This is a genomic window from Bhargavaea cecembensis (assembly GCF_000826125.2).
Taxonomy (GTDB): domain Bacteria; phylum Bacillota; class Bacilli; order Bacillales_A; family Planococcaceae; genus Bhargavaea; species Bhargavaea cecembensis_B.
On record NZ_LN651373.1, the window covers coordinates 1,665,773 to 1,685,634 of the forward strand.

26 protein-coding genes and 1 other annotated feature (1 of these 27 cut by a window edge) are annotated in these 19,862 nt (G+C 58.7%); of the genes, 3 read left to right on the forward strand and 23 right to left on the reverse strand.

Features of this window, described 5'->3' with window-relative positions; genetic code table 11:
• The first annotated feature begins 99 nt into the window (after nt 1-99).
• The gene (locus BN1189_RS13715; RefSeq protein ID WP_040228873.1) at nt 100-234 is read left to right on the forward strand and encodes a YqzM family protein; all 135 of its coding nucleotides are present in this window, start codon (nt 100-102) and stop codon (nt 232-234) included.
• Between the two features lie 40 nt (nt 235-274).
• Here the strand turns inward: BN1189_RS13715 and BN1189_RS13720 are convergent, their stop codons facing one another.
• Nucleotides 275-2,401 (reverse strand): DNA internalization-related competence protein ComEC/Rec2, encoded by a 2,127-nt coding sequence (locus BN1189_RS13720; protein WP_052455872.1) that lies wholly within the window; start codon nt 2,399-2,401, stop codon nt 275-277.
• Here BN1189_RS13720 and BN1189_RS16210 point away from each other — a divergent pair.
• Nucleotides 2,400-2,561, forward strand: coding sequence for a hypothetical protein (locus BN1189_RS16210; protein WP_179860961.1), 162 nt, complete (start codon nt 2,400-2,402; stop codon nt 2,559-2,561). The genes BN1189_RS13720 and BN1189_RS16210 overlap by 2 nt on opposite strands.
• A 22-nt stretch (nt 2,562-2,583) precedes the next feature.
• Here the strand turns inward: BN1189_RS16210 and BN1189_RS13725 are convergent, their stop codons facing one another.
• The 12 genes from BN1189_RS13725 to BN1189_RS13780 all read right to left on the reverse strand — a co-directional run bounded on the left by BN1189_RS13725 (nt 2,584) and on the right by BN1189_RS13780 (nt 9,662).
• Nucleotides 2,584-3,144: a ComE operon protein 2 gene (locus tag BN1189_RS13725; RefSeq protein ID WP_040228875.1), complete on the reverse strand. Its 561-nt coding sequence runs from the start codon at nt 3,142-3,144 to the stop codon at nt 2,584-2,586.
• Nucleotides 3,145-3,210: 66 nt separating this feature from the next.
• Entirely contained in the window at nt 3,211-3,327 is a 117-nt protein-coding gene (locus tag BN1189_RS16595; RefSeq protein ID WP_257125460.1) for a ComEA family DNA-binding protein, read from the reverse strand.
• Nucleotides 3,276-3,899, reverse strand: coding sequence for a ComE operon protein 2 (locus BN1189_RS13735; protein ID WP_040228876.1), 624 nt, complete (start codon nt 3,897-3,899; stop codon nt 3,276-3,278). The genes BN1189_RS16595 and BN1189_RS13735 overlap by 52 nt, the downstream gene beginning before the upstream one ends.
• A 66-nt stretch (nt 3,900-3,965) precedes the next feature.
• Complete coding sequence (locus tag BN1189_RS13740; protein WP_040228877.1) at nt 3,966-4,583, reverse strand: helix-hairpin-helix domain-containing protein; 618 nt, start codon at nt 4,581-4,583, stop codon at nt 3,966-3,968.
• Between the two features lie 97 nt (nt 4,584-4,680).
• A complete protein-coding gene (locus BN1189_RS13745) occupies nt 4,681-5,424 on the reverse strand; it encodes a class I SAM-dependent DNA methyltransferase (RefSeq protein WP_040228878.1) in 744 nt (247 codons plus the stop codon).
• Nucleotides 5,421-5,771: a ribosome silencing factor gene (rsfS, locus tag BN1189_RS13750; protein ID WP_040228879.1), complete on the reverse strand. Its 351-nt coding sequence runs from the start codon at nt 5,769-5,771 to the stop codon at nt 5,421-5,423. The genes BN1189_RS13745 and rsfS overlap by 4 nt, the downstream gene beginning before the upstream one ends.
• Before the next feature lie 17 nt (nt 5,772-5,788).
• Entirely contained in the window at nt 5,789-6,343 is a 555-nt protein-coding gene (gene yqeK, locus BN1189_RS13755; protein WP_040228880.1) for a bis(5'-nucleosyl)-tetraphosphatase (symmetrical) YqeK, read from the reverse strand.
• Nucleotides 6,318-6,911, reverse strand: coding sequence for a nicotinate-nucleotide adenylyltransferase (locus tag BN1189_RS13760; RefSeq protein ID WP_040228881.1), 594 nt, complete (start codon nt 6,909-6,911; stop codon nt 6,318-6,320). Before BN1189_RS13760 ends, yqeK begins: the two co-directional genes overlap by 26 nt.
• Nucleotides 6,904-7,200 (reverse strand): ribosome assembly RNA-binding protein YhbY, encoded by a 297-nt coding sequence (gene yhbY / locus BN1189_RS13765; RefSeq protein ID WP_040228882.1) that lies wholly within the window; start codon nt 7,198-7,200, stop codon nt 6,904-6,906. Before yhbY ends, BN1189_RS13760 begins: the two co-directional genes overlap by 8 nt.
• Entirely contained in the window at nt 7,163-8,026 is an 864-nt protein-coding gene (gene aroE / locus BN1189_RS13770) for a shikimate dehydrogenase (RefSeq protein WP_040228883.1), read from the reverse strand. Before aroE ends, yhbY begins: the two co-directional genes overlap by 38 nt.
• 14 nt (nt 8,027-8,040) lie before the next feature.
• Nucleotides 8,041-9,144, reverse strand: a complete 1,104-nt coding sequence (gene yqeH, locus BN1189_RS13775; RefSeq protein WP_040228884.1) for a ribosome biogenesis GTPase YqeH — start codon at nt 9,142-9,144, stop codon at nt 8,041-8,043.
• 11 nt (nt 9,145-9,155) lie between these two features.
• Nucleotides 9,156-9,662, reverse strand: a complete 507-nt coding sequence (locus BN1189_RS13780; RefSeq protein WP_040228922.1) for a YqeG family HAD IIIA-type phosphatase — start codon at nt 9,660-9,662, stop codon at nt 9,156-9,158.
• A 163-nt stretch (nt 9,663-9,825) separates the two neighbouring features.
• Here BN1189_RS13780 and sigK point away from each other — a divergent pair, with 163 nt between their 5' ends.
• Complete coding sequence (gene sigK, locus BN1189_RS13785) at nt 9,826-10,557, forward strand: RNA polymerase sporulation sigma factor SigK (RefSeq protein WP_040228885.1); 732 nt, start codon at nt 9,826-9,828, stop codon at nt 10,555-10,557.
• 131 nt (nt 10,558-10,688) lie between these two features.
• On the opposite strand, the gene mtnN is transcribed toward sigK, so the two are convergent.
• From mtnN to alaS, 10 genes are all read right to left on the reverse strand, one after another.
• The gene (gene mtnN / locus BN1189_RS13790) at nt 10,689-11,402 is read right to left on the reverse strand and encodes a 5'-methylthioadenosine/S-adenosylhomocysteine nucleosidase (protein ID WP_040228886.1); all 714 of its coding nucleotides are present in this window, start codon (nt 11,400-11,402) and stop codon (nt 10,689-10,691) included.
• Nucleotides 11,403-11,435: 33 nt separating this feature from the next.
• Nucleotides 11,436-12,131: a YrrS family protein gene (locus tag BN1189_RS13795; RefSeq protein WP_040228887.1), complete on the reverse strand. Its 696-nt coding sequence runs from the start codon at nt 12,129-12,131 to the stop codon at nt 11,436-11,438.
• 694 nt (nt 12,132-12,825) lie between these two features.
• A complete protein-coding gene (gene greA / locus BN1189_RS13800; RefSeq protein WP_040228923.1) occupies nt 12,826-13,299 on the reverse strand; it encodes a transcription elongation factor GreA in 474 nt (157 codons plus the stop codon).
• 107 nt (nt 13,300-13,406) lie between these two features.
• Nucleotides 13,407-14,045, reverse strand: a complete 639-nt coding sequence (gene udk / locus BN1189_RS13805; protein WP_040228888.1) for a uridine kinase — start codon at nt 14,043-14,045, stop codon at nt 13,407-13,409.
• Nucleotides 14,038-14,703 (reverse strand): O-methyltransferase, encoded by a 666-nt coding sequence (locus BN1189_RS13810; RefSeq protein WP_040228889.1) that lies wholly within the window; start codon nt 14,701-14,703, stop codon nt 14,038-14,040. Before BN1189_RS13810 ends, udk begins: the two co-directional genes overlap by 8 nt.
• An 87-nt stretch (nt 14,704-14,790) precedes the next feature.
• Complete coding sequence (gene mltG, locus BN1189_RS13815) at nt 14,791-15,918, reverse strand: endolytic transglycosylase MltG (RefSeq protein WP_098049701.1); 1,128 nt, start codon at nt 15,916-15,918, stop codon at nt 14,791-14,793.
• A gap of 98 nt (nt 15,919-16,016) precedes the next feature.
• Nucleotides 16,017-16,325 carry a DUF1292 domain-containing protein gene (locus BN1189_RS13820; protein WP_040228891.1) on the reverse strand — a complete coding sequence of 103 codons (309 nt, stop codon included), beginning with the start codon at nt 16,323-16,325 and terminating at the stop codon, nt 16,017-16,019.
• Nucleotides 16,326-16,331: 6 nt separating this feature from the next.
• Complete coding sequence (gene ruvX / locus BN1189_RS13825; protein WP_040228892.1) at nt 16,332-16,757, reverse strand: Holliday junction resolvase RuvX; 426 nt, start codon at nt 16,755-16,757, stop codon at nt 16,332-16,334.
• Nucleotides 16,754-17,026, reverse strand: a complete 273-nt coding sequence (locus BN1189_RS13830; RefSeq protein ID WP_040228893.1) for an IreB family regulatory phosphoprotein — start codon at nt 17,024-17,026, stop codon at nt 16,754-16,756. The genes ruvX and BN1189_RS13830 overlap by 4 nt, the downstream gene beginning before the upstream one ends.
• A gap of 80 nt (nt 17,027-17,106) precedes the next feature.
• On the reverse strand, nt 17,107-19,740 hold the full coding sequence (alaS, locus tag BN1189_RS13835) for an alanine--tRNA ligase (protein ID WP_040228894.1): 2,634 nt from the start codon (nt 19,738-19,740) through the stop codon (nt 17,107-17,109).
• 60 nt (nt 19,741-19,800) lie between these two features.
• Nucleotides 19,801-19,862: a binding site (T-box leader), on the reverse strand; it runs 145 nt beyond the window's last position.

The following is a 19,862-nucleotide window of genomic DNA, read 5'->3' on the forward strand; positions in this document are numbered from 1 at the left end:
ATTTTTGAACGCTGGCCCGGGCGGACCGGTTCCCCCTGAACAATATAGCTTTTTTGTCGCGCATCCCGTATAATGTAGGATGAATTAGGAGGGGTAGCAATGAACGAATTTGAACACGATCCGCAAACGAAGCGCAACGACGTCATCGATGCTGGCATGGGCTTTGTCTTATCCTTTGTTTTCTTTTCTTTGATCTTTGTCATCGCTACAGTCATCGAACTCGTTGCACGCTGATCCAGACGGGAGCTTCCGGTAATCCGGGGCTCCCGTTTTTTTATTCGGCCGCACCGGGCTCTGCCGACGTCCGGACGGACAGCCTGCCGCCCTTTTCGATGATCGTGATCGTCCCGTAATCAGCCGTCGAGATCGACTTCAGGCCGAGATCCCCGAGCCGTTCGACGACGTCCGGATGGGGATGGCCGTACCGGTTGTTCCGTCCGGCCGAGAAAATGGTGAGCGCCGGATCCGCCGCAACGAGAAATCCTTCCCCGCTCGACGTCCTGCTGCCATGATGGCCCGCTTTCAGGACGGAGAGGGGCAGATGGGTATCCCCGTATTTTTCCGCTATCGCAGCCTCACCCGCCACTTCCAGATCCCCCGTGAACAGGAACCTGCTTTCTCCCTTCTCCACATGGAGGACGAGCGAGTCGTTGTTGCCTTCATATTCCTTCTGCTCCGGACTCAGATAAGTGAACCGGGTCCCGGAGCAGATCCAGCCGAAGCCGTCCCTCACTTCACGGACCGGCACCCGTTTTTCCCGGGCGGCACGGACGGCCTCGGCATAGCCGGCATCCGCGTAGGTTCCGGGGCCGATATGGATTTCCTTTACGCGGATTTCCCGGATCACCTCGTCGGCCGCCTCCGAGTGATCGGCGTCCGGATGCGACAGGACAAGCAGATCGACGTCATCGATGCCCCGCCCTTTCAGGTACGGGAGGACGATCTGCGTGCCGACTTCAAATCTTCCCGAACGCCTCTTCCACTCGTCGTCGGGGAAGCGGAGCACGCCGCCCGTATCGACAAGGATGACACCCCGGCGATGCGGCAGTTCGATCACGGCCGCATCCCCCTGCCCGACGTCGAGGAACGTCACGCGCAGCGACGGATCGGCGTGATGCCAGAAATGAAGGAGCAGCACCGGCCCGATCAGCGAAACGGATCCCGCGCGCAGGAAGCCCCGCCCGCGTTCCAGCAATACAAAAAACAGGAAGATCCCCGAGACGAGAACGATCAGCGGCAACAGTGCGGGCCTTCCGGGAATCCAGACCGAGAGCGGGAGATCCCCGGCTTTCCGGATCGCGCCGCCGAGCCACCCGCGGACCGGCACATACAGGGCGAACAGCCACTGGACAACAGCGGGCGAAAGGAAACTGAACCCGAGAAACAGCAGATTGGCCGGCAGGATGAGAATGGTGAACACCGGCACGAAGATCAGATTGGCGGCGAGCGCCGAAATGGATGTTTCATGGAAATGAAAAAGAAGGATCGGGGTGACCGCAGTCTGGCAGACGGCCGATACGAGGAAAGACTGATGAAGCACGCTTTTCGCGCGTGAGAGGATCGCTTGGGAATGAATCAGGGCAAATGCCGCGGCGTAGCTCATCTGGAAGCCGGGCTTGAGCACGGCGTGGGGGTAGATGAGCAGGAACAAGACCATGCCCGCAGTCAGCATCAGGTCGAGCCTCCGCTCTCTGCGGACGCCGGAGCCGACGAGCAGGAGAGAAGACAGGATGACCGCGCGCCAGACGGACGGTGCGCCGCCGGCGAGAATGGCGTAGCACGGCAGGAAGATCAGGAGGACGAGCCGCACGATATGGGTCCGCACCCGGAGCCGGAGCAGCCCTTCCCTCAGCAGCAATGTGAGAATGCCGACGTGGAGTCCGGAGATCGCGAACAGATGCGTGATGCCGAGCCTCCGGTAGGATCGCTCGTCAAGCGGATCCATTGCGGATCGCTCGCCGATCAGGAGCGCTTCCGCCTCAGCGGCGACCGGTCCTGGAAAGGTTTCGCGGATGTGGCCCCCGAGCCGCTCCCTGTGTCGCCTGAGCGCGGCGGACGGACCCGGGGCCGGTCCGGCGTATCCGGACAGACGGAGTTCAAGCGTCCCGGCGGCGCCTTCGGAACGCAGCCACCGGGACATGTCGAATGCATATTCGTGGGCGGGCCGGCCGGGCTCCGTCCTGGCCGCCACGACCCGGAACCGGTTGCCCGCGGCGCCGGCCGAGAGAAGGGCCGACTTCTCTTCTTCTGAACGGAAGACGAGGACGGCATACCAGCGGAAACCGCCCGGATCGCGGACGAACCCGCGCATCCGGTCCCCGTCGACCCGGATCTGGTCGGTCCACTCGATCGTGCCGGGACTGTAGTCGGGGGCCGGCGGTTCCGGCAGCCTCTTGTCCATGGCTACAAAAAGGGCCGCCGTCAAGATCAAAAAAGCGAGCCACACCGCAGGCGGCTCGCGCTTGGCCGCCATGATGGCGGCCACCGGAACGAGCAGCGCCAAACAAGCCGGCGACCCGGTCACGGCCGCCGACACGGCGACGGCCGGCCAGGCAATATAAACGACCGGATTCAGCAGGAACCTCAGCCAAATAGCGCCCTCACCTTCCCTTCATAGCCGGCAAGCTCATCCGGCTCCGCTCCTGATTCCGCCAGGCGTTCGAGCAATTCTTCAAAGAGGCCCATCTTTTGCTCTGAGCGGAAATCGATCTTTCCTTCCTCAAACGGGATCTTGACCACTTCCACGCCCGCCTGGGCAAGCAGTTCGATTGCATATTCATGATTTTTATAGTCTTTCGCGTAGACGAGCTTCGAGATGCCTGCCTGGATGATCGATTTCGTGCACTGCAGGCAAGGGAAATGAGTGACATACACTTCCGCGCCCGCCACCGGAATCCCGTACTTGGCGCATTGGAGCAGCGCGTTCATCTCCGCATGGATTGTCCGGATGCAATGATTGTCCACGACATAGCATCCTTTATCAATGCAGTGGTCGCCTCCGGAAATCGACCCGTTATAGCCGCCTGCGACGATCCGGTTGTCCCGGACGATCGTCGCGCCGACCGAAAGCCTCGTGCATGTGCTGCGAAGTGCCAGCAACTGGCTCTGTGCCATAAAAAATTGATCCCACGTAATCCGCTCCATGGTGTACGCCTCCCGTTGATGGTTGTTCATTCAAGTCTAGCGGTTGCCGGTTTTGCGGGCAACCTGTCATTTTACCGTGATCAGTTCTTCCAGCCGGGCAAAGGTCTTTTCCCCGATCCCCGTGATCTCCATCAGGTCCTCCGGCTTGCCGAACGGCCCGTTCTGCTCCCGGTGGGCAAGGATCGCCTCCGCCTTGNGCCAAATAGCGCCCTCACCTTCCCTTCATAGCCGGCAAGCTCATCCGGCTCCGCTCCTGATTCCGCCAGGCGTTCGAGCAATTCTTCAAAGAGGCCCATCTTTTGCTCTGAGCGGAAATCGATCTTTCCTTCCTCAAACGGGATCTTGACCACTTCCACGCCCGCCTGGGCAAGCAGTTCGATTGCATATTCATGATTTTTATAGTCTTTCGCGTAGACGAGCTTCGAGATGCCTGCCTGGATGATCGATTTCGTGCACTGCAGGCAAGGGAAATGAGTGACATACACTTCCGCGCCCGCCACCGGAATCCCGTACTTGGCGCATTGGAGCAGCGCGTTCATCTCCGCATGGATTGTCCGGATGCAATGATTGTCCACGACATAGCATCCTTTATCAATGCAGTGGTCGCCTCCGGAAATCGACCCGTTATAGCCGCCTGCGACGATCCGGTTGTCCCGGACGATCGTCGCGCCGACCGAAAGCCTCGTGCATGTGCTGCGAAGTGCCAGCAACTGGCTCTGTGCCATAAAAAATTGATCCCACGTAATCCGCTCCATGGTGTACGCCTCCCGTTGATGGTTGTTCATTCAAGTCTAGCGGTTGCCGGTTTTGCGGGCAACCTGTCATTTTACCGTGATCAGTTCTTCCAGCCGGGCAAAGGTCTTTTCCCCGATCCCCGTGATCTCCATCAGGTCCTCCGGCTTGCCGAACGGCCCGTTCTGCTCCCGGTGGGCAAGGATCGCCTCCGCCTTGGCGGGGCCGATGCCGGGAAGGGTCATCAGTTCGGCGGCATCCGCCTTGTTGAGGTTCACTTTGCCGTCATCCTGCGCCCAGCCGCCCGACGCCGGCACCTCCGGAACCGCCGCCTCCCCCGCCTCTCCTTCAGACAGAAGAAACGGCACGTAGACGACCATTTCGTCGTGCAGCCGCTCGGCGTGATTGATGGCATCCTCCATGGCATCCGGCAGAAAACCCCCGGCCATGGCGACCGCGTCGATGACCCGGTCCCCCTCTTCCGCCCTGTAGACGCCGGGCTTTCCGACCGCCCCCTTCACGTCAATAAAAATGACCGCAGCGGCTTCATCCGCACGGTCATCGGCAGTCTCGCCGGCCATCCCCTCGTCGACAGGGATGAACAAGTCCGTCGGAGTGACCGCGGACCGGCTTGACAATGTATACAGGATCACGCAAAGAACCAGGACGGAAGCTGCAATCGGGGGGATCAGCTTCCTCCAGTGCATTTTCACCCATGCCGAAATGAAGGCTCATTCCTTCCTCCGGACGGCGGGCCATGGAGTCCCCTCCACTATACCCGATTCTCCGGCCGTAAGGAAGCCCCTACCTCACCGCGTGGAAGAAAAGCCGCTCGCTCGTCTCGCCCGGAGACTCCTCTTGCCAGTCGGCCGTGATGTCCAGGACGGTGAACCCCTCTCCGGCAAGCATGTCCGCGAAAACGTCCGGCGGAAAGGTCCGCTGAAGATGAAACTCGTCCCTGCGTTCGTACAGCCCGTCCGGCCGGCGGATGAAAAAGCTCAGTTCGGACTCGACCGATAGCGGGTCTTCCCCCGGATATGTATTCCACATATAAGAAACATCCTCAAAATCCGCCGTGAACGGCCCGTCGAGAAACAGATCGGTCATCTTATACGGGGAATGGACATCGAAGATGAGATGCCCGCCGTCTTTCAGCGATTCGCGGACCCCGCGGAAAACGGACCGGACCTCTTCGGGCCCGGTCACGTAATTCAGGGAATCGATGGCAATGACGGCCACATCAAAGCCGTCATGCCCTTCAAGTTCCTCCATCCGCTGTTCAAAAAATTGTCCGTCCAGACCGAGCAGGCCGAAGCGTTCCCGCGCCACGGACAGCATTTCCGGCGAGGCGTCGATGCCCGTGACCGAAAACCCTTCCTGCGCAAGGAGCGCCGACAAGACGCCGGTGCCGCAGCCGATGTCCAGCAGCTTCCGACCGGCGCCCGGACCGGCTTTGCGGACGATGAGATCCGCGTATTCCCGGTAGGGGATGTCATCCATGAGACTGTCGTACACCGAGGCAAAAGCCCCGTAAGCGCCGGATGTCATCGGACTTCCCCGAGATCCAGTTCGGGCGCGTCTCCCCAGAGGCGCTCGAGATTATAATACGTCCGCTCATCCCGGTGGAAGACATGGGCGACGACATCTCCCAGATCGACGAGCACCCACCGGCCGGCATCGTAGCCCTCCATCCGCCTGACATCATGGCCTGCCTCTTCGGCCTTGTCCTTGATTTCCCGGGCAATGGACTGGACCTGCCGTTCAGAGTTTCCGTGGCAGATGAGGAAATAGTCGGCAAGCAGCGAAATCCCCTGCATGTTCAGGACGACGATATCCGCCGCTTTCTTGTCATCCGCTGCCTCGTAAACCGTTTCAAGCAATGTCTCGTTCGTCATGGTTTCAAAACTTCCTTTCAAAGAAGACTGTCATTAAAGCATTCGAGCGTATCCGGGTGGATCTGGGCCCGCTTTCCGGCCAGATAGCGGATGTTATGTGCCGAACAGGCAAGGACGCTTTCCTTGAGGGATTCCCGCGCGGCTTCACGAAGTTCTCCGACTCCCGGGAAATCCCTCCCCGGCTCGATCATGTCGGCCACGTAAACGACCTGTTCCAGCCCGGACATGCCTTTCCTCCCCGTCGTATGGAACCGGATGGCGTCCAGGATGGCCTTGTCGCGGATGCCGAATTCCTGTTCGGCGATGAGGGCGCCGGCCGGTGCATGCCAGAGCTCGTGATGGAAATCCAGCACTCCCTGCGGATCTCCTTCCGAAGAGACGAGGCGGCGCAGTTCGTCCTTCGGCATCGCCTTGGCGACGTCGTGCAGCAGGGCGGCGGTCTTCGCCTGTTCCCGGTCGATTCCGAACCGCTCCGCGAGCCGGACCGCTTCATCCGCGACTCTCAGCACGTGCTCGAAACGGCCCAAAGGCAGCCGCTTTCCGACTTCAGCTTTCAGCTTTTCCGCATCCATAGAGGCCCTCCTTTCCGATAAACGAAATGACCGTCTCCGGCAGCAGATATTTCACCGAACGGCCTTCCGCCAGGCGTCTGCGGACTTCCGTGGATGACAGGTCGATTTGCGGAACATCCACCATCCGGACCGGATAATGGGTGATGCCGGCGCTTCCCGGCCTGGAGACCCCAATGAACTCCACTTTTTCGATGAGTCCGTCGATGTCAAACCAGGTGCCGAGCTGATCGACGCTGTCCCCCCCGATGATGAAGGAAAAATCGGTCCCGGGCTCCCGGGCGATCAGGAGATCCATCGTCTGCGACGTGTAGGAAATCCCGCCGGCGTCTACCTCGATCCTTTCCACTGAAAAATGGGGGTTGCCGGAAATGGCCAGTTCGGTCATGCGGAGCCGCTGGGCGGCGTCCGCGTCCCCCGCCTTCACCTTGTGGGGAGGAACGGCGTTCGGCATGAACCGAATCTCATCCAGTCCGCATGCATCCCTGACGCCTTCCGCAATCATGAGATGTCCGACATGGGGCGGATTGAACGTCCCCCCGATGAGGCCGACCCGTTTGCGTTCACCCACGCGGCAGCATGAGCCGCTTGTTTTCCTTCGACTCTCTGTAGAGGACGATCGTGTTGCCGATCACCTGGACGAGTTCGGCACCGGTGCCTTCCACCAGTTTCTCCGCCACTTCGGTGCGATCTTCCGGACAATTCTGAAGCACGCTCACTTTGAGAAGTTCGCGTTTTTCAAGTGCGTCCCCGACGCCTTCGATCAGTTCGTCGTTGACTCCGTGTTTTCCGACCTGGAACAGCGGCTGGAGATGGTGGGCCTCACTTCTCAGAAAGCTCTTTTGTTTTCCCTTCAACATCTGAATACCCCATTTCACGCATTAATCGTTCTCTCATTTTTTCTGTGTCCGGCAGGATGCCCGTCCATTCTCGAAAGGCCAGCGCCCCCTGGAAAATGAACATGCCGAGCCCGTCCACGATCCGGTTTCCGTTCGCCATGGCCGCCTTGAGGAATTCTGTATGAAGCGGACTGTAGACAATGTCCGCGACGAGGGCATCCGGCGACAGATTGTGCAGGCCGAGCGGGAGACCCGCCCGGGCGGTCGACATCCCGACCGGCGTTGTCTGGATGAGGATCCGGTATTCACCGAGACGTTCCTCCGCCTCCGCGAGGGACAGTGCTTCGCCGCCCGTTTTTCCGGTGATGTACTCCGCCTTCCCGACCGTCCGGTTGCAGACGGACACATGGCGGTAGCCCTCTTGCATAAGGGCGAGGGCGATCCCGCTTGCCGCGCCGCCCGCGCCGACGATCAGCACTTTTTCTTCTTTCGCCGCCGGCCCTGCCGCCTGTTCAAGCGAGCGGACAAAGCCGGGGCCGTCCGTGTTCGATCCGCGCAGCCGTCCGTCCGGCATCACGCGGACCGTGTTTACCGCCTGCATCGCCTCCGCCAGCGAATCGAGCTCATCCAAAAACGGGATGATCGCCTGCTTGTGCGGCACGGTGACATTCCACCCGGAAGCGCCGAGCGTCCGGAGCGAGCGGACGGCTTCGCCGACTTCGCCCGCCGGGACATGGACCGGGATATAACTTGCATCAATAGCGTTCTCCCCGAACCAATGTTCATGCATGGCGGGGGATTTCGAATGTGAAACCGGATCGCCGAGAACGGCATACCACTTTTTCATCGTCTTTCCCCCGTTCAGATCAGGGACGGACGGAGCATCACTTCGACGCCCTGCGGCGCATGAACCGCCACCACTTTCCCCGGCTGCTGGACGGTGATCCAGCCGAGTCCGGAGATGACGATGTCCGTCTTCCCTTCTTTGATGGAAAACTCATGGCGGACAAGCTCCGGGAATCCTTCAAGCGACTTCCCGGACGGGGGTGCGAGCATGTCCCCGAGATGCCGGCTGTAGAGAGAGTCGGCATTTTCAAGCTTCGTCCGGTGGATGTCCAGGCCGTTTGACAGATGCAGCGTGAAGGCGGTCCTGCCGCCCTGCAAGTAATCAAAGCGGGCCAGCCCGCCCATGAACAGCGTCTGTCCTTCGTTGAGCTGAAAGACTTTCGGCTTGATCTCTTTTTTCGGCGTGATCACTTTCAGCTCCGACGGATCCAGGTAATGGGCCATCTGGTGGTGATTGATGATGCCCGGCGTGTCGAAGATCGATTTGCCGTCGTCAAGCGGGATGTCGATCATATCAAGCGTCGTGCCCGGGAAGTGGGAAGTCGTGATGATGTCTTCTTCCCCCGCCACCTGCTTGATGATCCGGTTGATGAACGTCGATTTGCCGACGTTCGTGCAGCCGACGACAAACACATCCCCGCCGCCGCGCAGCCGTTCGATTTCCTCGATGGCCTCGCTGATGCCGGTGCCCTTGAAGGCGCTGACGAGCAGGACGTCCTCTGCATGGAGGCCGAGCTTCCTTGCCTCCGCCTTCATCCAGTTTTTCAGCTTCTGTTCCTTCACCGATTTCGGCAGCAGGTCCACTTTGTTGCCGACGAGAAGGACCGGATTTTTTCCGGCAAACCGGTGCAGGCCGGGGATCCAGCTCCCGTTGAAGTCGAATATGTCGACCACGTAGACGACGAGGCCTTTGGAATCGCCGACCGTGTTGAGGATTTTGAGGAAATCATCATCCGTCAGCGGGACCGGCTGGATTTCGTTGTAGTTCCTGAGCCTGAAACAGCGCCTGCAGAGGGGCATGTCTTTCTGGAGCGAGGCTTCCGGGGCGTAGCCCGGCGCCTGTTCATCTTCCGTCTGCAGGATCGCACCGCATCCGGTGCAGGCGATCGGTTCTGTCATTTAACTTCCTCCTAGTCAAGAAGCCCTTTGCGCTTCAGCTTTTTCATGATCCGCCGCTCGATCGTCCGGTTGAACTTCGTGATGAACCCGTCTTTTGACGAGACCGGCACGACGAGGATAGTGTGAAGGCCGCTGCGGTTGCCGCCGAAAATATCGGTCATGAGCTGGTCGCCGATCACCGCCACATCCTCTTTTTTCATGCCCATCTGGCGGACGGCCCGGCGGAATGCGCGGCCCATCGGTTTCCTTGCCTTATGGATGAACGGGATGCCGAGCGGGTCGGCGAACGCCTTCACCCGGCCCTCGTTGTTATTGGAAACGATCGTGACCCGGATTCCGGCTTTTTTCATCCCTTCCGCCCACTCGATGATCTCTTCGGTCGCATCGGGCCGGTCCCACTCGACGAGCGTGTTGTCGAGGTCCGTGATGATGCCGCGGATGCCGTTCTCCTTTAGTTTTTCCGGCGTGACCCGGAATACATTCTTTACATATTCACTCGGTAAAAAAAGACGATACACCCGATCCACTCCATTGCCTCTGAATTCTTTCCCGATTATACCATAGCGCCGGCTGTCCGCTCACCTAAGATTGTTCCGTCCTTCCTGGGCCGCCGAAGGAGAGCGCTTCATGAATCGCGGCCCGCTGACATATGGTGACAGAAACAATGACGGAGGTGTTCCCGTGAGCGGGATTTTCGCTGCCCTGCTGCAGCTCTGGATTGAAATCCCTGCAATGTTCGGGTATCTGAAGGGCCAGGCATTCCTGAAACCGATGAACGCCGAAGAGGAGGCGGACTGCCTCAGACGGGTGGCCGAGGGGGACGAAGAGGCACGCGATCAGCTGATCGAACGGAACATGCGCCTCGTCGCCCACATCGTCAAGAAGTTCCACCCGAAGCACGAGCAGCTCGACGACTATATCTCCATCGGGACAATCGGACTCATGAAGGCCGTCGGCAGCTTCACGGCCGACAAGAAGACGAAGTTCTCCACCTACGCGGCGCGCTGCATCGAAAATGAGATCCTGATGCATCTGCGCGCGCAGAAAAAAGTCCAGAAAGACGTATCACTTTATGAGCCGATCGGCACGGACAAAGACGGCTACTCTCTTCAGATCACCGATATCCTGAAGATCGACGAGTCCACCGCCGACGAGCGGCTGGAACGAAGAGAACGGTTCGACCACCTTTACCGCCATCTGACGAAGCTGGACGCAAGGGAACTGGAGATCATCCAGCGGCGGTACGGACTGCTCGACGACATCCCGATGACCCAGAAAGACATCGCCGCCCAGCTGAACATCTCGAGAAGCTATGTTTCCCGGATCGAAAAGCGGGCACTCGTCAAACTGTACCAGCAGTTCAAGCATGAAAGAGGCCCCTCTTCCGCGGGAAGCGGAAGAAGGGCCGACTGATTGGATCATTCTTTTTCAGAACCGAGCTGGGCCATCATGATGGCGCCGAGGATGCCGGTCAATACAAGCGATGCAGCCATGATATAAACCATCTTGTTCACTCCTTGTCGACTGTCCGTTTCGATTTACCATTATAGTATATCACGGGACTCCGGGAGTTTCGACATGGCGGCCATGACCGTTTCGGCGGAGTGCTTCGCCGCCGCAGGGAGGAATTCATCGAATGATACGGCAGAGTCCTTTCCGGCGATGTCCGACAGCGCGCGGATGACGACGAACGGCACGCCGAACTGATGGCAGACCTGCGCCACCGCCGCCGCTTCCATCTCCGCGGCCAGCACGTCCGGGAACTGTTCCCGGACGGCTTCCACCCGGGCCGGGTCGGACATGAATACATCGCCCGTCACGATGAGCCCTTCAGCGAAGGGATGCTCGCCGATGTCCGTTACCGCTTCACCTGCAATCCGGATCAGCTCCGGGTCTGCGGGGAAGGCCGCGGGAAGCTGCGGAACCTGCCCCGGCTCGTAGCCGAATGCGGTCGCATCCACGTCATGATGCCGGACTTCCGTCGAAATCACGACCGTTCCGACCTCGTGGCCGTGATGGAATCCGCCGGCGGAGCCGGTATTGATGACGACATCGGGCTTGAATCGGTCGAGCAGGACGGCCGTCGACATCGCTGCGTTCACCTTCCCGATCCCGCTTTTCAGGAGGATGGCCTCACGCCCGGCCAGCCGGCCTTCTGTAAATTCGCTGTTGCCGGCCACTGTTGTTTCTGCGTGTTCCATCCGGCTGCGCAGGAGTTCGACTTCTTCCTCCATTGCGCCGATCACTGCAATTTTCATTTCGTTCCTCCGTTCGCGTCGGAAACCGTCCGGTCACCAGGCCCCGTCCAGGGAGTTGAGCCTATCAAGCCGGACCGGCTTCCATCCTTCTCCGTCCACCCACTCGAGGTGGACATTATATTTTTCTTTTTGGTCTTTCGTTGAGACGGTGCCGACCGATTTGTCCGGTCCGCCACCGTTCTTCACATACCAGACGATCATCTCGCTTTCCGGTATCCCGGTGGCGTATTCGATCGCTTCGATTTTTTCCTGCCAGTCGATATGGCCCTTGCTGTAGATGGACCGGTGTTCCCCGGACTGGGCCGTGCCGATCGGCTTCCACGAAGTGTCGACGATCGTTTCATCGACGATTCCTTCGTCGGAAGGAGTCCGGATGACTTTGCCCGGTTCTCCGGATGTGTCGTCCCCGTCTTGAGCATCTGCGGGGTCTTCCGTTTTTTCCGGATCTTCCTGGTCGGCCGGTTCGTCGCCGGGCTTCTGGTCTTCGGCATCTTCGCCCGTTTCCTCGTCTTGATCCGTGTCCGCCGCCAGTCCGCTTTCCGGTGTGCCGCCGGATGAGGATCCGCCGCTTGTCCCGTCTTGCCCGCCGGCTGTTTCTTTTCCGCCAGTCAGGAAGATGCCGGCCGCCGTGACCACGATCAGGGTAAACACGATTGCGATGAGAATGTTCAGGATCCGGTTTGATTTCCGGTTATTCCTTTCCACCCTGGAAAGATTGCGTTGGTCCATGCCATCTCCTCCCCCTGTCTTACTCTATCATAATCGATTTTCCCTAATTTGACGAAAAGATTACCGGCATGTTTCATTTTCATCACGTTTTCACCGCATTTTCCGGCCGGGGGCTGTCACTCGGAGTTGTGGGCGGAGTGCGGGACGCTTCGTGCCGGCGGAGGGCTTGGGCCGTGGACTCCGCTCTCCGCTGATGCTCCGGAGCGGATTCCACGGCGTCGCCTGCCGCTGCGGCACTCTCGCTTCATCCGGTTGTTTCCGGGATGGTGGCGCAGAGCGGAGCCTGCGCCATTTCTTCAGAAACAAATCCGATGTCTCCAGCTACAGATTCACTCTAGGAAGGACATCGGAACGAATCGGGGGTGAGTCCGGTTCTCTGTGTAAGTCCTGTTCAGAAGGAGGTGAATGTCCAAATACCCCTGCAGGAAAAGTAAAGGTGATGGCACCCGGCTTCACTCCGATGACACTCAACCTCGTTCCGATTACACTCAGCCCCGCTCCGATGACACTCGGCTGCCCTCCGATTACACTCGCCTCATCCCACCCCAGATTCACACAAAACCTAGGACACACCCAATGAATCACCCGGAAAAAGCGCATGCACTCTGTATAAGCCACATATAAACCAGCCCCGTGAATGAACCCCGCCCGCTCCCCATAAAGAAAGCCTCCCTTGAAGGGAGGCTGGGTCAGGTTATCCGATTGAGGTGATTTCGACGTCCATTTCGCCGCCGGGTGTCATGATTTTGACGCGGTCGCCGATGGTTTTGCCGATGAGGCCTTTGGCGATCGGGGAGTCGTTCGAGATCTTGCCTTCGAACGGGTCGGCTTCCGCGGATCCGACGATCGTGTAGGCTTCTTCGTCGCCGTCCGGGATTTCCTTGAACGTCACTGTTTTGCCGAGCTGGACGCGGTCGTCGTTGCCGTTGTCCTCGATGATTTCCGCGTTGCGGATCATCGATTCCAGCGTGGAGATCCGGCCCTCGATGAAGGCCTGGTCTTCTTTTGCCGAGTCGTACTCGGAGTTCTCGGACAAGTCGCCGAAGCTGCGGGCGACCTTGATGCGTTCGACGACTTCTTTCCGTTTAACCGTTTTCAAATGTTCGAGTTCTTCTTCGAGCTTCTCTTTTCCCTCTTGAGTCATTGGAAATTTTTTCTCGTTTGCCATCATAATCTCTCCTTTGTGCAAGCCGTCATAAAAATAATACTATGCCGCTCCCTTTACGGAAATGCGACATAGTCGGAAAATAATTGGGTTATTCCTTTGTCATCATATTACATTTTTTGTGTAGATTCAAGAATTGTTTTTATTTTCGTCACCATCAGGTCGATGGCCACTTTGTTTTCTCCGCCTTCCGGGATGATGACATCCGCGTAGCGTTTCGTCGGCTCGATGAATTGATTGTGCATCGGGCGGACGACCGACAAATACTGGCCGATCACCGAATCAATGGACCGGCCGCGTTCGGAGAGGTCGCGCTGGATCCTCCGGATGATGCGGAGGTCCGCGTCCGTATCGACGAAGAGTTTGATGTCCATGAGCTCCCGGAGCCGGACGTCGTCCAGGACGAGGATCCCTTCCAGGATGATGACATCTTTCGGCTCGATCACTTCCGTTTTATCGGAACGGGTGTGAAGGGCGTAATCATAGACCGGACGCTGGACCGGGCGGCCTTCGAGCAGTTCATTGATATGCTCGATCAGCAGGTCCGTGTCAAATGCGAGCGGATGGTCATAGTTCGTCTTCAGCCGTTCCTCAAATGCCAGATGGGACTGGTCTTTGTAATAATAGTCGTGTTCGATGACGACGACCGAATGCTCTTTCACCACGTCGTAGATGGAACGGGTGACGCTCGTCTTGCCGGAGCCGGAGCCGCCGGCGATGCCGATGATGAGCGGCCGCTGTTTAGTCATATTGCTGCACCTTCCCGGGTTGATTCTTTTTCGTGCTGACGAGCAGCCCGTCCCCTACAGGGATGAGGGCCGAGTCGTATTCCGGATGGTCCATGATCCAGGCCGTGAATTCTTTCAGCTTGCGGATCATCGTCCGGTTTTTCTTCGGCACGTCTTCCGGCTTGTCCGCCGCGAGGCCGTGCATGAACATATTGTCGCAGTAAATGACGCCGCACTCGCTGAGCAGGGGCGTGTACAGGTCAAAGAACTTGCGGTACTGCCCTTTTGCCGCGTCGATGAACAACGCATCAAAAGGCCCGTCCGGCATGTCCCTGCCGAGTTCGAGGGCATCGCCCGCAATGACGGTGACACGGGCGCCCGCCGGGGATCCGGCGAGGTTTGCCGCCGCCTGTTCCTGCATCCCGGCATCCCGCTCGATCGTCACCACTTCCGCGCCCGGCAGAGCTTCTGCCATGCGGAGGGCGGAGTAGCCGATCGCCGTGCCGATTTCAAGGATCCGTTCCGGACGCTGGACCCTGAGCAGCTGGAGGAGTGCTTCCATCCCCTCCAGCTGCATGATCGGGACCCGGTGTTCGGACGCATAACGCTCCATTTCCGCAATATGATCCGGCCGCGGCCGGATCAGGCTCTCCGTATAGTTGCTAAAATCATGTTGCATGTCTGCCACCCGCTTCTCCAAAAATCCCCGACCATAATACCACGGAAAGAGAAGGAAAGCGAGTGCCCCCCTTCTCTTCAGCCGGATTTATTCACCGTTTGTGATGTATTTGTCACGGTTTTTCAGATGTTCCTCGTATGTGACCGCAAAATGGTTGTTGCCTTCCTTGTCCGCCAGGAAGTACAGATAATCGCTCTGGACCGGATCGAGCACCGCCTCGATCGAACTCTTGCCGGCGTTCGCGATCGGGCCCGGCGGGAGTCCCTGGTTCTTGTACGTATTGTAGGCGTCGTCGATTTCCAGGTCGCTGTACATCGTCCTCGACAGATGCTCGCCGTGCGCGTAGGCGACGGTCGGGTCCGTCTGGAGCGGCATCCCCTCATCGATGCGGTTGAAGAACACGCTCGCGATCGCTTTCCGGTCCGTCGCCGCCGTCGCTTCCTTTTCAAGGAGCGAAGCGAAAGTCAGCAGCCAGTGGACGCTGTGCTCCTGTTCGGCCAGCACGTCCCGGTACGGCGTGACCGCCTGGTCGGTGGCTTCCAGCATCATCTTGACGAGCGATTCGAGTGTCGGGTTTTCCTCGTAGACCGGGTAGGTCGCCGGGAACAGGTACCCTTCAAGCGGGAACTTGATGTGCTCGTTCTTCACTTCGTCTGTCAGGAGTCCGGGATAGAGCTCCATCATCTTGTCGACGAATCCCGGATCCTGGACGAGCTCCATGAACTGTTCGCCGGTATAGTCGGTCTTATCCTCGATGACCTTGGAGATCTGGTCGAGCGTGAGACCCTCCGGCACCGTGAAGGTGAACACCGGCGTCCGGTATACTTTGCCCGTCTTCAGACTTTCAATCAATTCATCGGGCGTCATCGACTTGGTCAGGCCATAGTTTCCGGCCTGGAAGTCGCTTTCGTTGTTGAACTTGGCATAATACTTGAAGATCTTCGCATTTCTGATGATGCCCTTGTCTTCCAGCCGCTGGGCGATCGAGTCCAGGTTGGACCCGATCGGGACTTCGACTTCCACGATCTTTTCCGAGTCGGGGTCGACCGGCTTCAATGCTCCTGAGACATATGTATAGGCAACCGCCCCTCCGACGATCAGAAGGAGCAGGGCGGAAAGGAAAACGATCAGCACAATCCGCCGGACCGTCTTCACTTCCCGCTTTTTGTCTTCCATCCGTTCAATCATGATTTCACGTTTTGATCTCTTGGCCACTTCCTGTCCACACCCACTTTCATATCGAGGCTATTATACATGAACCCCGCTAAAAGAAAAAGACGGAATCCGGCAGTGCCGGGTTCCGCCTTGTTGCCTTATTCTTCGTCTTCGTCCTCGTCGTCTTCCTCATCTTCGGCGAGGAATGTGTTCAGCATTTCCTCGATCATGTCCCACTCTTCGTCGGTTTCGATCGGCTTCAGTTCGCCTTCGGCACCGTCTTCGCCGGGAACGAAGGAAGAGGCGTGGATTTCGATCTGGTCATCCTCGTCCTCCTCCGCTCCGAGCGGGTAGTAAAGGACGTAGGACTTGCCGAATTGTTCGGCGTCAAACGTGAAGAGCACCTCGCAGAGCTGCTCGTTTCCTTCTTCATCCACGATCGTGATGTTCGCTTCTCCGTGTTCCATCTCTGATCACCCCATCCGATTTTTTCTGTCCAGCCAGCCTTGCAGGATCATGACGGCCGCCATCTTGTCGATGACGGTTTTCCGCTTTTTGCGGCTGACGTCCGCCTCGATGAGCATGCGCTCGGCCGCCATCGTGGTCAATCGCTCGTCCCACAGTTCGACGGGCAGCGAGAATTCCTCTTCCAGCATCCGTGCGAACCGGTCGGAAGCTTCCGCACGCGGGCCGACAGTGTTGTTCATATTCTTCGGATACCCGACCACAAACGATGTTACACCATATTCGGAGACCAGCTCCCGGATGCGGGCAATCCCGAACTCGCCCGCCTCCTCATTGATCTTCACCGTTTCGACGCCCTGGGCTGTCCACCCGAGGCCGTCACTGACCGCTACGCCGACCGTTTTCGTGCCGACGTCGAATCCCATCACCCTCATGGACGCTTTCCGTCATGGCCGGAGATGTAGTATTTCACGAGCTCCTCGATGATCTCGTCGCGTTCGAGCTTCCGGATCATGTTGCGGGCATCGTCATGCCGCGGGATATATGCCGGATCCCCCGAAAGGAGATAGCCGACGATCTGGTTGATCGGGCTGTATCCCTTCTCTTTCAGCGCGGCATGGACTTTCAGCATGACGGTGCGCACTTCATCTTCCATCGGCTCCTCGGGAAAGTTGAACTTCATCGTTTTGTCGAATGAATCCAAGATCAGCACCCCGCTTTCACCTTGGACGCACGGCAGCCCGGACCGCCATGCATCCCATTATGGACGAACCGATCCGCCTGTTAAACGGATTTGACTAAATCATACACGGATTGAAGGGCTTCATCAAGTTTTGACGGGTCTTTCCCGCCGGCCATCGCCATGTCCGGACGGCCTCCGCCCTTGCCGCCACAGATCTCTGCAACATGGCGGACGATATTGCCGGCATGATAGTCGGCGCCGGCAATGTTTTTCGTGACGCCCGCCGCCAGTGTGACTTTACCTTCTCCGGCGGAGCCGAGGACGATCACGCCCTTGTCCACTTTTTGCTTCAGTTCATCGAGCATGTTCCGGAGCGCGTTGCCGTCCGCTCCGTCGATTTTCGCCGCGACGACTGTGATCCCGTCTTCCTGGCGGGCGTTTTTCAGGAGCTCATCGACTTGTCCGTGCGCCTTCTGGGCCGCAAAGGAATCGAGCCGGCGCCGGAGCTCCTTCTGTTCGGCGAGCACCGATGAAACTTTTTGCGGAACGTCTGCCGGCTTCGCTTTCAGGATCGCCGCCGTTTCTTCGAGCGTCTGTTCCTCGCGGTTCAGATGCAGGAACGCTTCCTTGCCGGTGAGCGCCTCGATCCGCCGGGTGCCGGCTCCGATGCCGCCTTCCGACAGGATCTTGAACAGGCCGATCTCGGCAGTGTTGCCGACGTGGCAGCCGCCGCAAAGTTCAAGGGAGTAATCGCCGATCGACACGACTCGCACGACATCGCCGTACTTTTCGCCGAACAGGGCCATCGCCCCCATCTGCTTCGCCTCGTCAATCGCATGATAAGCCGTGCCGACGCCCGTGCCTGCCCAGATCTGTTCGTTCACGATGCGCTCGACCTGCTCGAGCTCTTGTTTCGACATTGCGCCGAAGTGGCTGAAGTCAAAGCGCAGCCGGTCCGGCCCGACGTAAGAGCCGGCCTGGTTCACATGCTCTCCGAGAACATCCTTCAATGCCCGGTGGAGCAGGTGGGTCGCCGTATGGTTCTTGACCGTCTGTAGACGGAGTTCCGCGTCCACTTCGGCTTTGGCGGCGTCCCCTTTGTACAGAGTTCCCGCTTCCACTGTCACCGTGTGGAGGTTTTGACCGTTCGGCGCTTTGCGCACGTCCCGGACTGCAGCGCGGAACCCGTCTCCCGAGATCGTCCCGTGGTCCGCGATCTGGCCGCCGCTTTCTGCGTAGAACGGGGTCCGGTCGAGGATGATCCGGACTTCCTCGCCCTCTTCCGCCTTGTCCGCAAGCGCGCCGTCCCGGATGATTGCGATGATCTTGGAGCCGGTGACGAGATGGTCGTATCCGATGAATTCACTTTCTTCATGGAAGCCGCCGAGCACGCCGGACTGGACTTGCATCGAGCCGACGTCCTGGCGCGCTGCGCGCGCCCGCTCCCGCTGGTGTTCCATTTCTTCCCGGAAGCCTTCCTCGTCGATGCCGTAGCCGTGTTCCTCGGCATATTCTTCCGTCAGTTCTGCCGGGAAGCCGAACGTGTCGTACAGCCGGAAAACGTCCTTGCCGGGGATGACCGTTCCGCCCTCTTCCCGGAGGCGTCCGATGACCCCTTCCAGGATCGAGAGGCCTTCATTCAACGTTTCGTGGAACCGGTCTTCCTCGTTCTTGATCACGCGCTGGATGAACTCGGCCTTCTCTTCCACTTCCGGATAATAGCTCTTCATGATGTCGCCGACGACCGGCACGAGCCGGTACATGAACGGCTTGTCGATTCCGAGCTGCTTGGCGTAGCGGACCGCCCGGCGCAGGAGCCTGCGGAGCACATAGCCGCGTCCCTCGTTCGAAGGGAAGGCCCCGTCCCCGACCGCAAATGCGACGGTCCGGATATGGTCGGCGATCACTTTGAAAGCTGTGTCCTTCTCATCATTCTCGCCGTACCGGACGCCGGAAATCTCTTCGATCTCGCGGATGATCGGCATGAATAGGTCCGTATCGAAGTTTGTCGGAACATCCTGGACAACCGAGGCGATCCGCTCGAGTCCCATCCCTGTATCGATGTTCTGCTTCGGCAGCGGCGTGTATGTGTGATCGGGATTATGGTTGAATTCGGAGAAGACGAGGTTCCAGATCTCCAGGTACCGTTCGTTCTCCCCGCCCGGATACAGTTCCGGATCCGAGAAGTCGCTTCCGTACGCTTCTCCGCGGTCGTAGAAGATTTCCGAGTTCGGGCCGGACGGGCCTTCGCCGATGTCCCAGAAGTTCCCCTCGAGACGGATGATCCGCTCTTCGGGCACGCCGACTTCGTCGAGCCAGATGGCATACGCTTCCTCGTCTTCCGGATGGACGGTGACGGACAGGCGTTCCGGATGGAAGCCGATCCACTTCTCGGAAGTCAGGAATTCCCATGCCCAGTGGATCGCCTCTTTTTTGAAGTAGTCACCGATTGAGAAGTTGCCGAGCATTTCAAAGAACGTGTGGTGGCGCGCCGTCTTCCCGACATTCTCGATATCGTTCGTGCGGATCGCCTTCTGGGAATTCACGATCCTCGGATTTGCCGGGATGACCCGGCCGTCAAAGTATTTCTTCAGCGTGGCGACCCCGCTGTTGATCCAGAGAAGCGACGGGTCTTCGACCGGGACGAGCGAGGCGCTCGGCTCGACGGAGTGGCCCTTCTCCCTGAAGAATTCAAGGAACATGTCACGAAGTTCGGCAGATGTGTATGGTTTCAACTCGTTATCCTCCTTTTTTTGTTCCAATGCCTGCGCAAAAATAAAAACCTCCGCCCCGGCAAAAGGGACGAAGGTTTGATTTTCGCGGTACCACCCTGATTACAGCCGATTGACGGCTGTCT

Bases quoted from the DNA above. Each gene is read 5' to 3' on its own strand.
- udk (WP_040228888.1), bottom strand. From the start codon at position 14,045: ATGACTAAACAGCGGCCGCTCATCATCGGCATCGCCGGCGGCTCCGGC.
- mtnN (WP_040228886.1), bottom strand. From the start codon at position 11,402: ATGAAAATTGCAGTGATCGGCGCAATGGAGGAAGAAGTCGAACTCCTG.
- greA (WP_040228923.1), bottom strand. From the start codon at position 13,299: ATGGCAAACGAGAAAAAATTTCCAATGACTCAAGAGGGAAAAGAGAAG.
- BN1189_RS16210 (WP_179860961.1), top strand. From the start codon at position 2,400: ATGGCTACAAAAAGGGCCGCCGTCAAGATCAAAAAAGCGAGCCACACC.
- BN1189_RS13810 (WP_040228889.1), bottom strand. From the start codon at position 14,703: ATGCAACATGATTTTAGCAACTATACGGAGAGCCTGATCCGGCCGCGG.
- BN1189_RS13720 (WP_052455872.1), bottom strand. From the start codon at position 2,401: ATGGACAAGAGGCTGCCGGAACCGCCGGCCCCCGACTACAGTCCCGGC.
- BN1189_RS13715 (WP_040228873.1), top strand. From the start codon at position 100: ATGAACGAATTTGAACACGATCCGCAAACGAAGCGCAACGACGTCATC.
- rsfS (WP_040228879.1), bottom strand. From the start codon at position 5,771: ATGACGAACGAGACATTGCTTGAAACGGTTTACGAGGCAGCGGATGAC.
- aroE (WP_040228883.1), bottom strand. From the start codon at position 8,026: ATGAAAAAGTGGTATGCCGTTCTCGGCGATCCGGTTTCACATTCGAAA.
- BN1189_RS13820 (WP_040228891.1), bottom strand. From the start codon at position 16,325: ATGGAACACGGAGAAGCGAACATCACGATCGTGGATGAAGAAGGAAAC.
- yqeH (WP_040228884.1), bottom strand. From the start codon at position 9,144: ATGACAGAACCGATCGCCTGCACCGGATGCGGTGCGATCCTGCAGACG.
- BN1189_RS13725 (WP_040228875.1), bottom strand. From the start codon at position 3,144: ATGGAGCGGATTACGTGGGATCAATTTTTTATGGCACAGAGCCAGTTG.
- yqeK (WP_040228880.1), bottom strand. From the start codon at position 6,343: ATGGATGCGGAAAAGCTGAAAGCTGAAGTCGGAAAGCGGCTGCCTTTG.
- yhbY (WP_040228882.1), bottom strand. From the start codon at position 7,200: ATGTTGAAGGGAAAACAAAAGAGCTTTCTGAGAAGTGAGGCCCACCAT.
- BN1189_RS13745 (WP_040228878.1), bottom strand. From the start codon at position 5,424: ATGACATCCGGCGCTTACGGGGCTTTTGCCTCGGTGTACGACAGTCTC.
- ruvX (WP_040228892.1), bottom strand. From the start codon at position 16,757: ATGAGGGTGATGGGATTCGACGTCGGCACGAAAACGGTCGGCGTAGCG.
- BN1189_RS13795 (WP_040228887.1), bottom strand. From the start codon at position 12,131: ATGGACCAACGCAATCTTTCCAGGGTGGAAAGGAATAACCGGAAATCA.
- BN1189_RS13740 (WP_040228877.1), bottom strand. From the start codon at position 4,583: ATGCACTGGAGGAAGCTGATCCCCCCGATTGCAGCTTCCGTCCTGGTT.